16 protein-coding genes and 1 pseudogene are annotated in these 12,855 nt (G+C 71.7%); 11 read left to right on the plus strand and 6 right to left on the minus strand.

What is annotated here, in order from left to right; all coding sequences use genetic code 11:
- The first annotated feature begins 22 nt into the window (after positions 1-22).
- The 7 genes from LUM46_RS20870 to LUM46_RS20900 all read left to right on the plus strand — a co-directional run bounded on the left by LUM46_RS20870 (position 23) and on the right by LUM46_RS20900 (position 3,489).
- Entirely contained in the window at positions 23-235 is a 213-nt protein-coding gene (locus tag LUM46_RS20870) for a hypothetical protein (protein ID WP_274996623.1), read from the plus strand.
- The gene (locus LUM46_RS20875; protein WP_274996624.1) at positions 232-852 is read left to right on the plus strand and encodes a hypothetical protein; all 621 of its coding nucleotides are present in this window, start codon (positions 232-234) and stop codon (positions 850-852) included. The genes LUM46_RS20870 and LUM46_RS20875 overlap by 4 nt, the downstream gene beginning before the upstream one ends.
- Positions 849-1,352, plus strand: coding sequence for a hypothetical protein (locus LUM46_RS20880; RefSeq protein WP_274996626.1), 504 nt, complete (start codon positions 849-851; stop codon positions 1,350-1,352). The genes LUM46_RS20875 and LUM46_RS20880 overlap by 4 nt, the downstream gene beginning before the upstream one ends.
- Positions 1,349-1,597 (plus strand): hypothetical protein, encoded by a 249-nt coding sequence (locus LUM46_RS20885; protein WP_274996627.1) that lies wholly within the window; start codon positions 1,349-1,351, stop codon positions 1,595-1,597. Before LUM46_RS20880 ends, LUM46_RS20885 begins: the two co-directional genes overlap by 4 nt.
- The gene (locus tag LUM46_RS20890) at positions 1,594-1,917 is read left to right on the plus strand and encodes a hypothetical protein (protein WP_274996629.1); all 324 of its coding nucleotides are present in this window, start codon (positions 1,594-1,596) and stop codon (positions 1,915-1,917) included. The genes LUM46_RS20885 and LUM46_RS20890 overlap by 4 nt, the downstream gene beginning before the upstream one ends.
- On the plus strand, positions 1,907-2,446 hold the full coding sequence (locus tag LUM46_RS20895; RefSeq protein ID WP_274996630.1) for a hypothetical protein: 540 nt from the start codon (positions 1,907-1,909) through the stop codon (positions 2,444-2,446). Before LUM46_RS20890 ends, LUM46_RS20895 begins: the two co-directional genes overlap by 11 nt.
- A gap of 167 nt (positions 2,447-2,613) precedes the next feature.
- Complete coding sequence (locus tag LUM46_RS20900) at positions 2,614-3,489, plus strand: phage major capsid protein (protein ID WP_274996631.1); 876 nt, start codon at positions 2,614-2,616, stop codon at positions 3,487-3,489.
- A gap of 65 nt (positions 3,490-3,554) precedes the next feature.
- On the opposite strand, the gene LUM46_RS20905 is transcribed toward LUM46_RS20900, so the two are convergent.
- Positions 3,555-3,983 carry a hypothetical protein gene (locus tag LUM46_RS20905; RefSeq protein WP_274996632.1) on the minus strand — a complete coding sequence of 143 codons (429 nt, stop codon included), beginning with the start codon at positions 3,981-3,983 and terminating at the stop codon, positions 3,555-3,557.
- Positions 3,984-4,476: 493 nt separating this feature from the next.
- On the opposite strand from LUM46_RS20905, the gene LUM46_RS20910 reads away from it, so the two are divergent.
- From LUM46_RS20910 to LUM46_RS20920, 3 genes are all read left to right on the plus strand, one after another.
- The gene (locus LUM46_RS20910) at positions 4,477-5,013 is read left to right on the plus strand and encodes a hypothetical protein (RefSeq protein WP_274996633.1); all 537 of its coding nucleotides are present in this window, start codon (positions 4,477-4,479) and stop codon (positions 5,011-5,013) included.
- 155 nt (positions 5,014-5,168) lie between these two features.
- On the plus strand, positions 5,169-5,822 hold the full coding sequence (locus LUM46_RS20915; RefSeq protein WP_274996634.1) for a hypothetical protein: 654 nt from the start codon (positions 5,169-5,171) through the stop codon (positions 5,820-5,822).
- A gap of 275 nt (positions 5,823-6,097) precedes the next feature.
- Entirely contained in the window at positions 6,098-6,292 is a 195-nt protein-coding gene (locus tag LUM46_RS20920; protein WP_274996635.1) for a hypothetical protein, read from the plus strand.
- A gap of 44 nt (positions 6,293-6,336) precedes the next feature.
- On the opposite strand, the gene LUM46_RS20925 is transcribed toward LUM46_RS20920, so the two are convergent.
- From LUM46_RS20925 to LUM46_RS26730, 3 genes and pseudogenes are all read right to left on the minus strand, one after another.
- A complete protein-coding gene (locus LUM46_RS20925) occupies positions 6,337-7,143 on the minus strand; it encodes a DUF4184 family protein (protein WP_274996637.1) in 807 nt (268 codons plus the stop codon).
- A 116-nt stretch (positions 7,144-7,259) separates the two neighbouring features.
- The gene (locus tag LUM46_RS20930; RefSeq protein WP_274996639.1) at positions 7,260-8,696 is read right to left on the minus strand and encodes an FAD-binding oxidoreductase; all 1,437 of its coding nucleotides are present in this window, start codon (positions 8,694-8,696) and stop codon (positions 7,260-7,262) included.
- A gap of 26 nt (positions 8,697-8,722) precedes the next feature.
- A pseudogene (locus tag LUM46_RS26730) lies at positions 8,723-9,043 on the minus strand (hypothetical protein); the annotation flags it as partial.
- On the opposite strand from LUM46_RS26730, the gene LUM46_RS20940 reads away from it, so the two are divergent.
- Positions 8,989-9,825, plus strand: coding sequence for a phosphotransferase family protein (locus LUM46_RS20940; protein ID WP_274996641.1), 837 nt, complete (start codon positions 8,989-8,991; stop codon positions 9,823-9,825). The pseudogene LUM46_RS26730 and the gene LUM46_RS20940 sit on opposite strands and share 55 nt — an antisense overlap.
- 33 nt (positions 9,826-9,858) lie before the next feature.
- On the opposite strand, the gene LUM46_RS20945 is transcribed toward LUM46_RS20940, so the two are convergent.
- Together LUM46_RS20945 and LUM46_RS20950 are read right to left on the minus strand one after the other, a co-directional pair.
- Positions 9,859-11,484 carry a cytochrome b gene (locus LUM46_RS20945; RefSeq protein ID WP_274996642.1) on the minus strand — a complete coding sequence of 542 codons (1,626 nt, stop codon included), beginning with the start codon at positions 11,482-11,484 and terminating at the stop codon, positions 9,859-9,861.
- Positions 11,474-12,841 (minus strand): NAD(P)/FAD-dependent oxidoreductase, encoded by a 1,368-nt coding sequence (locus LUM46_RS20950; RefSeq protein WP_274996644.1) that lies wholly within the window; start codon positions 12,839-12,841, stop codon positions 11,474-11,476. Before LUM46_RS20950 ends, LUM46_RS20945 begins: the two co-directional genes overlap by 11 nt.
- Positions 12,842-12,855 lie beyond the last annotated feature (14 nt).

The raw sequence follows: 12,855 nt of genomic DNA on the forward strand, positions 1-12,855 counted from the left end.
ACGGAACGACCTGGGAGGGTCGATGACCAATCTAGACCGCACCGCCGCCGCCTGCCTCGGCCACGTCCTGCTCGACGTCACCTCGGGTCCGCCGGTCCTGTACGGGGCCGCGGACGTGGTGGCTGATCCAGGTGAGGCTGCCGCGTGGGCAGCCGAGATCAACCACGACCCGCCGATGACGCCGTGGGGGCCCCTGCAGGTCGTCGCCGCCGAGCTGCGGGCGGTGACGCGATGACGTGGACGCGCCTGGACGACGACTTCAACGACCGCCCCGCACTGCTCGCTGTGGGGCGCTCGGCCCGGCTGCTGCACGTCGAAGCGCTGGTGTGGTGCAACCGGCTGCTGACCGACGGGGCCGTGCCACGCGGGGCGCTACCCCGGCTGACCGATAGCCCCGATCTCGACGCGGACGTGGCCGAGCTGGTGGCCGCCGAGCTGTGGGAGGAGACGACGGACGGCTGGCAGCTCGACTGGTCGGACCAGGAGGAGGCGGCGGCCGTGCGCGCCAGGCAGGACGTGCGCAACGAGCGTCAGAAGCGGTACCGCCGCCGGAAATCCAAGCACGACAGCGGCGACCACTCCGAGTGCGACGAGCGGTACTGCAAGCAGGCCGTTACGCATAACGGGCACCGTCACGAAGGAGGCAACGACGACCGTCGCGTGACGCCCTCCCGTCCCGGCCCGTCCCGTCCCGACCCCAAGGGAGGGACAGAGGGCAGGGACGCTGGCGCTGTCGCGCCCTCCGCTGGGGCTACGGGCGCTCGGCTCCAGCCAGGAGAGGTCGGGGTGTTGCGGACCGCGTCGGACGGCCGACACGTGATGAACATGGGCGGCGGAGGCGACGAGTGGTGAACCTCGACGACATCGAAATCGAGTCCCACGACACCGGAGACGGCCACTGCGAGGTCACCCTGATGTGGGCCATTGAGTGGCCGGACGAACCGCTCCCGTCCGAGCTGCTGGACGGAGACGTCGCAGCCCGCCCGGTATGGGTCGCCCGACGCAAGGCCGCCGGGAGACTGGCCCGCGTGCTGGCCGCATCCCTGGATGACCTCGACGCGACCCGGGCACGCCACGGCTGTGGGCCGCTCTACTACGACCACCACACGCCCGGCTGCCACGCATGGGCGCCGCCGGAGGTTCTGCTCCCATGCTCCGGCGACTGGGGCAACTCACCCATGGTTTCCGTCCACGTACCGCCAGCCGAGGCCAAGGCGTGGGTCGCCCGGCTCACCGAGCGGCTGCAGGCCGTCTGTGCTGACGATCAGGCGATGCCCGACGCCGGCCACACAGCCGACGCCGAGCCCCGGCTGCTGCGCACCACCACCGACCGCGCGAAGGAGACGCCATGAGCACACCACCGGACCCGGACCAGGAAGTCCTCATCGCCACCGAGTGGGATCTCGGCGGGCTGGTGCGGGTGGCCGCGACCGTGGGACCCGACGGCCGCACCGACCTCTGGCTGCTCGTACCCGACGCCACCGAAGGCCGGTGGCAGATCCCGTCCCACGAATGGGTCGGGCCGCTACCCGAGCCATGGCGACACCGCCTCGACACCATCACGCACACCGCACCGAGCCAGGAGGGCACACGATGACCGACCCGGACGTCCTGCCGCCGTCGCAGCCCGTTGACCGGACCGACTACCGGCGCGCCGCCGTCCACATCGGGCACGCCTTGTCCGGCACGCCCGAAGGCATCGGCTCCATCGCCCTGGAGGTCCAGGCCGACGGCCGGTGGCTGCCGTTCGTGAAGGCGCTGACGTACTGGGCGGTCGGGCTGGTCCAGCGGGCCACTCCCGACGGCACGGCGCCGCAGGAGTTCTGGGCGCAAGTCACGGCCACGGCCGTAGCACTGGAGCACGGCACCGACCCCGACGAGATCTCCAACACCGGGGAAGACCACGATGACGAATAAGCCCCGAGCGGAGGCCGCGCCTCCGGCTGGCGAGACGCCGGACCCAGTACCCGCCCCAGAGCCCGCAGACGCCCCGCAGAGCGACGCCGAGGGCCAGGACGGCGCAACCGCCCGCACGGAGCCCGACGCGCGCCCAGGCGAGTCGGAGGGCGACCGCTCCGCGCCGAACGCGGAGGCCGCCCGGTACCGGCGTCGGCTGCGGGACGTAGAAGTCGAGCGTGACCAACTCGTCTCGGAGCGCGATTCGGCGCGTGCGGCACTGCTGCGGGACGTGCTGATCCGAGACTCGAACCTGGCACCGTCGGCGCTGGACGAGCCGGACGTGCTGCCCGCCTGGGACGCGGTCCTGGACGAGTCCGGCCACCTGTCACCCGACCGGATCCGCACGCACCTGGCCGAGCTGGGCCGCTCCCGCCCGCACCTGTTCCACCGGCCGCCCGACCCGATCCAAGGCCGCACCCGGGGCGGCGACGTCGGTAGCCGACCCTCGTGGTCCGACGTGCTGAGCGGGCGGGCAACGCGGGCGTAGCCTGGACCCGTACGCGGAAGGTCGCAGGCCAGGGGCCGGACCACACCGCGTCGAGTGCTTCCGGGAGAAGACCCGAGGATCGGCCAGCGGCCGCCACGGGGACCTAACAAGGTTCTTGTGGCGGCCGCCTGCGTGTCCGGGCGGGCGCCGGAAAGCCCGGGTGCACCGTGCCCCTGCACACTTCGAACGCCAACCCCTCGTTCCTGCCCGACGCCGTCTCGCAGCTCGTCGTCCAGCCCGCCCAGCGCATGTCCGTCGCCGCTGCCGCCGTCGGCGGGCCGCCCGCGATCATCCGGGGCGCCATCGAGCCCTCCGGCGTGTTCCGCGTCCCGGTCATCACCGCCGACCCGACGGCCGCGTGGACCGCCGAGGGCGCCGCGATCTCGCAGTCCTCGCCGGTGCTGGACCAGGAAGAGGCCCCGTACCGCAAGCTCGCCGCGCTCACCGTCGTGTCCAACGAGATGGCCCGCGACTCCGACCCTGCCGCGCAGGAGTTCGTCGGGCAGGGCCTGGCCCGCGACATCGCGCGCAAGATGGACCTCGCCTTCTTCGGCACCAACACCGCCGCACCCACCCTCCAGCCCCAGGGCCTGGAGGACGTCACCGGCGTGACCGAGATCGCCGGGGGCCTGACCAACCTGGACGCCTTTATCCAGGGCGCGCTCAACGTCGCCGGGCTCGGTGACCCGTCGGTGCGGCTGTCCTGGGTCGCCAACCCGGCCGACGCTCTGGAGCTGGCCACCCTCAAGGACGAGGCCTCCTCGAACCGGCCGCTGCTCGCGCCGTCGGCCAACGACGCCGACGGCCTGCCGGTCTACACGATCGCGGGTGCTCCGCTGTACATCTCCCCGGCCGTCACCGCCGGGACGGTGTGGGGTGTGCCGTCCGGGCGCGTGCTCATTGCGGTACGGCAGGACGCCACCCTGGAGCGGTCCGACGCCGCCTACTTCGGTAGCGACTCCGTCGGGCTGCGCTGCATCACCCGCGTTGCATTCGCCTACCCGCACGCCGCCGCGATCCAGAAGGTCACCGTGACGCCGTAGCGGGTTTGGACCGGGCCGGACCTCGGAAGGCTCCTACCGAGGTCCGGCCCACGGACTGGCGGCGGTCAGCGGGAGGCCGGAAGGTCGGCGAGAAGTTCGGGCAGGAACGTCACGAGGTCGTCGGTGCTGTCCTCGCGACGCGTGAACGTGATGGTCCGGTCGTCGGCGTACCTCGCGACGACGGCAAACTGGCCGGGCCAGTAATACCCGTGCTCCGCCCCTCCACTGATCGACTCTGCGCCACCGACATCGATCGACCGCAGCCCAGAGCGTGGGTACATGGTGACGGTGGCTGTCGGGTTGTCGGAGTCCACCGGGAATCCGCCGGTACCGATGCGGCGGGTTCCTCGTTCTGCTTCACCATCGACGGCACTCGCCGTGGTGACGTCGAGCGTGATGACGGCGTGCTTGGTGAATAGGTGCAGCTCGCCGCGGCCGTCGGCCAGGTCACCGGTGACGTGCTTGACCTCGCCCATCTGGGCGAGCAGCGCCACGGACGACAGCGCTCGGCGGTACCAGTCGGGCGTGTCGCGGTCTCGGATGTCCCATCCGGGGCACTGTCGGATTCTGGGAAGTAGGGCGCCAACATATTTGGCGGCGGGTTCGAATTCCATGCTCCGACGGTGGCACGCACCACGACGCTCGGTGAGGTGAGCAAGCGAAGATCACCCCAGGTCGAAGCAGGTTCACCCAGTCCCCAAGGGGGTGACCCCCTCCGGCCGTCAGGAAACCCCGCCTCGGTGAGGGTCGATCCCCCTAGAGCGTCCGAAACCGCACGGCGCACTGCGCCCTGTGGTGGCGGTGGACTCACTTGATCGGTCCTACCCGAGAAGGGCTGCAAGGCGACGGAGTGGGGCACGCCCCTGGGTGCTAGCGATGCCAGGTTTGGGTGTGACTTCGACCCGGCACCGACGTCGTCCGGTTCGCCCCTGGATGCGCCGGCGCGCCGCCGAAAGCCGCGCAGAGCGCCAGGTACCGTCCCGGGCCATGGACTGGTCACCGATTTGGAGTGCGGCAGTCGCCGCAGGCATCGTCTCTGCCGTTGCAAATGGTCTGTTCGCATTGTGGCGCCACTCGGCCGAGGCGAAAGCACGCCGTCAGGAAACGCAGCACGTTCACTTGCGTGATGCCGCGGTCGATTTTATCGCCGCGCGGGGGGCGGTAGTCGCCCACAGAATCCTACTTTTCGAGCGCACTGAGGATTTCAAGAGCCATCAACAGCGGGCGGGGACCTGGGATACTCCGGGTGTCGAAGAGCGCAGGCAATTGCGCCTCGAAGCACTTCATGCACAGACCGAGGCTGAGGAACAGGCCAGGAATGCTATGGCGCGACTGCGTCTGATCTCGCAGGATATTTACGAGCTGGCGGACGCTGTGCTCAACCCGGCGATGACGCCCGACCAGGACACACGTGAGGCCATGGAGGAGGCCGATCGGCTAGCTCTGGAAATGTTTGTAGACGCGGTACGGAGCAGGCTCGACCGCCGGCCGCAGAACTCGCACTCGGCACAGATGACCGCGTGACGTGGCAGAGCGCGCGGTCGCGAGTGACGGCGACGACGGCGTGGTAGCCAGGGGTCGCCGTTCAGTGGCCCATCCTCGGAGCGGGATCCGTGTCATGTCCGGGTACCTCGCCGCTCTCTATAGGCAGCGCGCTCAACCCCAGAGAGGTTCCTCCTATGTACACCGCATCCGCCGCCGTTGCCCTGGCGCTTGGTCTCGCGGCGTGCACGGCTCCCAAACCCACCGCCGAGGCTTCGGGATGGACGTGGAACGGGGAACCCTTCGCGTGGACGCAGATCGACGCATGGGTCAGCATGCTCTCCGTCGTCCTAACCCTGTTCGCCCTCGGCTTCGCGGTCTGCACCGCCTACCGTTCCGAGCAGCGCGCGCGGGAGGCAAGAGAGGAAGCCGACCAGGCGAACGAGAAGATGGAAGCCGCCCTCATCTCGCTGGAGGTAGATCTTGACCACGGCTTCTTCGCCGTGACGAACAACTCTGGCCGTCCGATCCGGTTGGTCCGCGTCTATGCGGTGAGCACCAACCAAAACCAACCGTCGTACAAGACGACAGTTCGGCGGCTTCTCTCGCCTGGCGGCCGAGTCGAGCTGGTGCCCGACGACGGCCAGAGCCAGCCAGACCTGTTGGACCACCATGCGGTCATGTTCCAGAACCACTTCGACCGCTGGTGGGCGTCCTTCGCAGGCGGTGAGCTTCTCCGGTTGCCCGAGGACGAGGAGGCGGCCGAAGGCGAGGTGGTGGAGCGGCTTAAGGCGACCATGTGGAACTACCTCCGCCGAACAAGCGAACAGGCCACCGACCGGGACGCATAGTCCTTGCTGCGCATGTGACCCGACTCGGGGCACGAACCAAGGACCTGCGTGAGATCTCGCGCCTGCATCGCCTCCCCAGCGGACCGTCCGGCACGGCGGCACATGCCGCGCAACGAAGCCGCAAGCGGTCTCCTGCGAACGCGCTTGCCCAGGTCAGAGGTCCGAAGAACCGTAACCCCCGCTAGGAATACGGGTCACACCACCTGCTCAAGACCCACGCCGGCTGGGGCATCGCCCGCGACCCCGACACCGGGACCACCACCTGGACCACCCCCATGGGCCGTACCCACACCCGGCCGCCCACGGTGCTGGACGCGCACATCGACCTCGACGACGTCGACCCCGACACCAGCAGCGACCTCACCCTCCGAGAGCTGACGGGCCAACGCCTACCCCGGCCCTACGCCACCAGCGCGACCGACGAGACGGGCCCGACCAAGCAGGCGCACCTCGACGAACCACCCTTCTGAGAGGTGTCGGGTGAAGTCCGGGCTGACCGGGACCAGCGTGGCTGTCAGCGCGGCTGACGCACCGCCCGGGCGCCCCGAACCGCCCACCACGCTGTGACGTAGAGGAACAGGGCGGCGATGAGCGCAGCGCCGGCGCCGGTCGCGGCGTCGGAGAGCACCGTCTCGACCAGGTCCCGCGCGCTGAGCCCGGAACCGCCGCTCCACCACCCGAGGGTCCCGGCGACGGCGCCGACAGCGGCCGCCCCTCCGACGATCGAAACGAGCCGCCAGGCGCTCCGCCGTCCGGCCGCAGCCTCGGGCAGCAGACGGGATCGGCGTCGCCACAGGAAGACGGCGATGACGACCAGCCCGCCGACGGTGCTGACGTGCTGCAGCGCTCGGGACCACGTGAGGTCGCCGGCCAGCGGCGTGCTCAGGAACGGCACGTGCATGACGACGTAGCCGTCGCTGTGCGTGAACGAGTCCCAGACCAGGTGCGTGGTGATGCCGATCAGCAGGGACAGGAGCACCCAGCCGCCACGCCGGAGCCGCGCGCTCGCGGCGCCCGGCTCGGGCGGCGGTGGGTCGACGGGCGCAGGCAGCAGGCTGACGACCGGGCGGCGGGCCACCAGGAACAGGCCCCACAGCGCTATCGCGTAGGGCAGGCTGACGGTCAACGCCCCGAGCAGGCCGTGCGACGTCGTGGCGTTCAGGTAGGGCTCGTACCAGGACTGGGCGGTCACCAGGATCGGCGTGCTGCGCGCGAAGTACGGCATGTCGGGGGCCACGGCGCCGGCCACCAGCGCCGCGGCGCTGAAGGGACGCCGCAGGAGGGGTAGCACGGCGGCGGGATGGGCGAGCGTGAACGGCACGGGAGGTCCTTCGGAGCCGGGGCGGTGCGCGGTGGCGACTGCCGGACAGTACCGCCACGCTCTTTCGGTCGGCGCGGCGGCCCGCGAGCGTCTCCCCTCCAGCCAGCGTTTCGGGGTCAGAGCGCCTGCGGGAAGTCGAACATCCGGTCCGGGTCGTACCGTCGCTTGAGCTCCTCGAGCCGGCCCACCGCGGACCCGTAGTACGAGCGGCGCCAGTCCGGGAGGCGCGGATCGAAGTCGTTCTGGTACGCCTCCCCGGACGAGTGCGGCCACATGGCAGAGTAGACGGCGCCCAGCCAGTGCTCGGCCGCGGCGGACTCCGGGCGAGCGCTGCCGGGTTCCCAGCTCGCCTCGTACTGTCCGAGGAAGCGGTGGTGGCGATGGACGAACGCCGTCTCGTGCGGGGGCCGGCGGTTCACGGCGCCGCCCATCGCGACGGTCGCCATCGAGGCGTCGATGCCGGCAGGGGCGTTCTCCACGGTGGTGATCGCCGCGGCGACCGCCTCGGCGGAGAGCGACCGTGCGAAGAACCCGCTCCGGACGTCGTAGCAGGGCCGGTCGGCCGGTTCGGGCGTGTCCCCGGCGAACCGCCGGACCGTGTCGAGGTGCGGCTCGGTGCGGATCGTATCGACCGTGCGCCCGCCGGGCAGCTCCCGCAGCCGTTCGGCGAGAGCGTCGTGGCCACCGAGCGCGAAGGCGACGACGGACACCGAGGGGCCATTGACGTCCTTCTGCAGGCGGAGGGCCGACCACATCTCGTCCGGCAGGTCGGGCGCCCAGTCCTGCCAGGCGGCGAGCACCTCCTCGGCCTGCGACCACGGCCACGCCAGGTCCGCGGACGAGGACTCGTGGACGGCGTGGGTCCTCAGGCGCAGCTCCGTGACGATGCCGAAGCTGCCGTTCCCCGCCCCGCGCAGGGCCCAGAACAGGTCCGGCTCCTCCTCCGCGTCGCAGGTCCGGACCGTGCCGTCCGCCGTCACGACCGTCGCCTCGACGAGGTTGTCGCACGAGAGACCGTAGGCACGCGACAGGAGGCCGTGCCCGCCGCCGAGCGTCAGGCCCGACACACCGACGGACGGGCAGGTGCCGCCGGAGATCGTGACGCCGTGCTCGTCGAGCGCCGCGTAGACGTCGCCGAGGCCGGCGCCGGCGCCGACGAGCGCCGCGCCCGAGTGCACCGTCACGTGGTTCATCCGTCGCACGTCGATGACCAGCCGGCCGTTCCCGCTGGACCAGCCGGCGTACGAGTGGCCGCCGCTCCGGACCGCCACCGGCACGCCGTGCGCCCGGGCGAACCGCAGGCACTCCGCGACGTCGTCGGCCGACAGGACGAACACGACGGCGGCCGGCCGCAGGTCGTCGAACCGCCGGTTGAACAGCCGGCTCGCCGCGGCGTACCCGGCGGCATCAGGCCGGAGGAGCTCGCCGTCGATCGACTGCTCCAGCGCTCGCCACGCAGCGGCCGGCGCGGTGCCGGACGCCGTCGTGTCGGCCGCCGTCGTGCCCGGCGTGGACGTGTCGTGCGGGGCGCGGGACCCGGGGTCTCGTGTCATGCCTCCTGATTCTGCCCCGAGATGCACAGCTGTGAAGCGTGGTTCAGGGCGAGGGGTGCGCCCACCGGCTTCGCCTCGATCAAGATCTGGACTTCGCCGTCCTTGACGATGGCGTAGTCGATCTTCTCGCCCTTCTTGGTGCCGACGTCCGCGGTGAACTCAGGGATCACCTCGTCAGGATTGAAGACGTCGTAGCCCAGAACGTGTGCGATGAACGGCATGATGAAGGCGTTCTTCGTGGCTTCCTCGGTGAAGCTGGCGACGTCACCCGCCGACCCACCACACTGTCCGGATGACTCACTCGACGACCGGCGAGGACGCCGGGATCGGGCCCCGGCTGGGCGCAGGCCGTGAGGCCGAGGTCTACGCGTGGGGCGTCGACGCGGTGCTGAAGCTGTACCGCCCGGGCTACGCCGGGCACCGTGCGGAGGCCGCGGCGCTGGCCGGCCTCACGGGACACGACATCGCCCCGGAGCTGGTCGACGTCGTCGAGCACCGCGGCCGGCCGGGGCTCGTGCTGGAGCGCGTCGCCGGCAGCGACCTGCTGGACCAGCTGCGACGTCGGCCGTGGCGGATGCCGGCCCTCGCCCGCGCGTTGGCGCAGACCCATCTCGCCGTCCACGACGCCCAGGCGCCCGCGGAGCTGCCCGACGTCCGCCAGGTCCTTGCCGAGCGGATCGAGTCGGCGCCCCTGCCGCGGGAGCTGCAGGGCTTCGCGCTGCGGGTGCTCGACGGGCTGCCGTCCGGCGACCGCCTGTGCCACGGCGACTACCACCCCGGCAACGTCATGGTGGACGGCGGCCGGGTGGTCGTCATCGACTGGCCCAACGCCGCCCGCGGCGTCCCGGAGGCCGACCACGCACGCTCCCTCCTGCTGCTGCGCTGGGCCGACGCCGATCCCGGCACCCGACCGGCGACGCGGGGCCTGATGGCGGCCGGGCGCGGGGCGTTCACGCGCGCCTATGCGCGGGCGTACGCCCGCGGTGCGCGCGGCCCGCTGCGTGACGTCGAGCCCTGGCTGGTGGTGCACGGCGCGGCGCGCCTGTCAGAGGGCGTCGGAGCCGAGCGTGCCCGGCTCGTCGACAGGCTGCGCCGCGCCCGGCACGAGGCCGGTCCGCTCGGCAGCTAGCCGGGCGCGGCTGCCCGACAACGGTGGGCCGGCTCACCCGGACCGGGTCAGGTCGGTCCCGCTGCCAGCACCGCCGCCCGTGCCGCGGCTCTCCGTTCCGGCCGGCCGGTCGGCCTGCCCCACCTGGCCCGCCCGACCCGCCACCAAGACCCGGTCGTGCTCCACCACCGGGACGACATGACCCGTGCCGAACCGCCGCGACAGCGCACCGCGCAGCCGCTCGCGCCCGCTGAGCCGCCCGTCGCCGCCCGCCCGCCCGGGCGCCGCCGGGACCGGGGTGACGGACAGCAGGGCCAGCTCCGCGTCACCGGCCGGCTGGTGGATCTCCGCGTACCCGCCGTTCGACATCCGGACGACCCGTCCCGTCTCGTGCCCGTGCAGCGCGACCTCACGATCCTTGCGCTGCAGCCCGATGCAGACGCGCCGGGTCACCTCGAACGCCAGCGCGGGACCGACGAGCAGAGCGACCTGCAGCGTCGTGATGATCGTCTCGAACGGGACGCTGAGCTCCGTGGAGACGATGTCGGCGCTCGCGGCGCCCCACAGGATCCCGTAGAAGAGCACACCGGCCACGCCGATGCCCGTACGGACCGGGACGTTCCGCGGCCGGTCGAGCACGTGGTGCGGCGCGCGGTCCTGGTCGACCCACGCCTCGAGGTACGGGTAGACGATCAGGACCGCGAAGTAGCCGGCGATCACGACCAGCGGGACCAGCGTCGCGAAGGTGACGGTCCAGCCCAGCCACTCGGCCTCCCAGCCGACCGGCACGAGCCGGAGCGCGCCGTCGAGGAAGCCCATGTACCAGTCGGGCTGGCTCCCCGCACCGACCTCGCCCCCGGACGCGGGCCCGTAGGACCAGACGGGGCTGATCGTCGACGTCGCCCCGAGCAGGACCAGCACCGCGGCGGTCATCCCGGTCATCCCGGCGGCCCGCAGGGCGGCGTCGGGCCAGAGGCGCAGGCCGAGCGAGGCGGCCGGGGCGGACCGCGGGTGCGCCGCCTGCCCGTGCCGCAGGCTGAGGACGCCCCGCACGACCATGACCAGCACGAGCAGTCCCGGTGCGACGACGGCGTGGACCGGGTACAGGTTCTCGATGATCTGCCCCGGGAACGGCCCACCGAACATCCAGCTCGCCACCCAGGTGCCGATGAACGGGATGCTGAGGACGACGCCCTCCACGATCCGTAGGCCGGTTCCGGACAGCATGTCGTCGGGGAGCGCGTACCCGCTCCAGCCGGCCACCAGCACCAGGATGAAGGCCACGACCAGCAGCACCCAGCTCAGCTGCCGCGGACGGCGGAACCCGCCGGTGAAGAACGTGACCAGGAGCTGCACGATCATCGAGGCCGGCATGACGAGGGCTGCCCAGTGGTGCGTCTGGCGCACCAGCAGGCCGCCGGTCTGCTCGAAGGAGATGCGCATCGTCGAGTCGAAGGCCTCGGTCACGGTCGCTCCCCGCAGCGGCCCGTACGGCCCGTCATAGGTGACGAGCTCGTTCGACGGCGTGTACCAGAACGCCAGGAGCACCCCCGTCACGGCGAGGACGATCAGGCAGGCGAAGGTCACGACGCCGAACAGGTTCGACCAGCGCAGCTGTACCCGGCGCCGGCCGAGCATCGCGAGGAACGCGGTCCGACGACGGTCGCGGTCAGCTCGCATCGCGCACCACGCTCAGCTCGGGACGTTCGCCGTCGACGCCGGCGAACGGGTCGCCGCCCGCGAGGAAGGCCGCCCGCGGCCGCTGCACCGTGGCGAGCGGGATGATGTCTCGCCCGAAGAACATCGCCGAGACCCAGACCAGCAGCACGCGCACCTTGCGCTCCCAGGTGGGGACGGCCAGGACGTGGTAGCCGCGGTGCATGAGCCAGGCCAGGAACCCCGTGATGACCAGGCGGCGGTACTGGAAGATGCCCTGCCCGATGCCGAGGGTCGCCACCGTGCCGAGGCTGTGGTGGAGATACTGCCGCGGCTGCTTGCCTCGGAGGTCCGCGACGAGGTTCTTCGCCAGCAGCCGGCCCTGGCGTACCGCGTGCTGTGCGTTGGGCACCGTCCGCGCGCCGGGGACCGGGGCGGCGAGGTCGGGCACGGCGGCGTTGTCGCCGGCGGCCCAGGCGTGGGCCACCGGAGCGTCGTCGGTGCCGACCCGGAGGTCGGCCCGGACGCGGACGAGGCCGCGCTCGTCGACCGGCAGGTCCGTGTTCCGTGCGACGACGGGGTTGCTGGCGTTGCCGGCCGCCCAGACGAGCAGCCCGTTGCCGTAGGACTCGCCGGTGGACAGCATGATCCGGCCGTCCGCGGCCGAGACGACCTGGGTGCCCAGATGGACGCGCGCCCCTCGGCGCTCGAGGTGCCGCACCACCCAGCGGCCGGGCTTGTCGGTGACCTCGGGCAGGATGCGGTCGTTCGCGTCGACCAGGTGGAACGCCAGGTCGTCGCGGCTGAGCTCCGGGTAGGCGCGCAGCAGGCTCGTGGCCAGGGACAGCAGCTCGCCGAACACCTCGACCCCGGTGAACCCGCCGCCCACGACGGTCACCGTCAGCAGCCGGCGGCGCTCGGGACCTGGCGGGAGCAGGGCGGCGTGGTCGAACGCGGTCAGGAGGCGGTCGCGGATCGCCACCGCCTCCTCGACGTGCTTGAGGCCTATCGCCTCCTGCTCGATCCCCGGGACAGGGAACGTGCGGGTCACCGCCCCGGCGGTCACGACGATCGTGTCGTACCCGATCTCGCGCAGGGCGCCGTCGTTCGTCCGGACGGTCGCCGTGCGGTGCGCGTGGTCGATCGACGTCGTGTGGCCCGCGACGATCGTCGTGCGCCGTAGGTGCCTGCGGAGCGACACCATGACGTGCCGCGCCTCGATCGAGCCGGCGGTGACCTCCGGCAGGAACGGCTGGTAGGTCATGTAGCCGTGCGGGTCGACGAGGGTGACCTCCGCCTCGCCCCGGCGGAGCTTCTTCTCCAGCCCCCACGCGGTGTAGAAGCCGGCGTAGCCGCCGCCGACGATCAGGATCTTCTCCATGACAACCTCCTGTG

The sequence above is a fragment of the Promicromonospora iranensis genome (assembly GCF_028994805.1).
GTDB classification, from domain to species: Bacteria; Actinomycetota; Actinomycetes; order Actinomycetales; family Cellulomonadaceae; genus Promicromonospora; species Promicromonospora iranensis.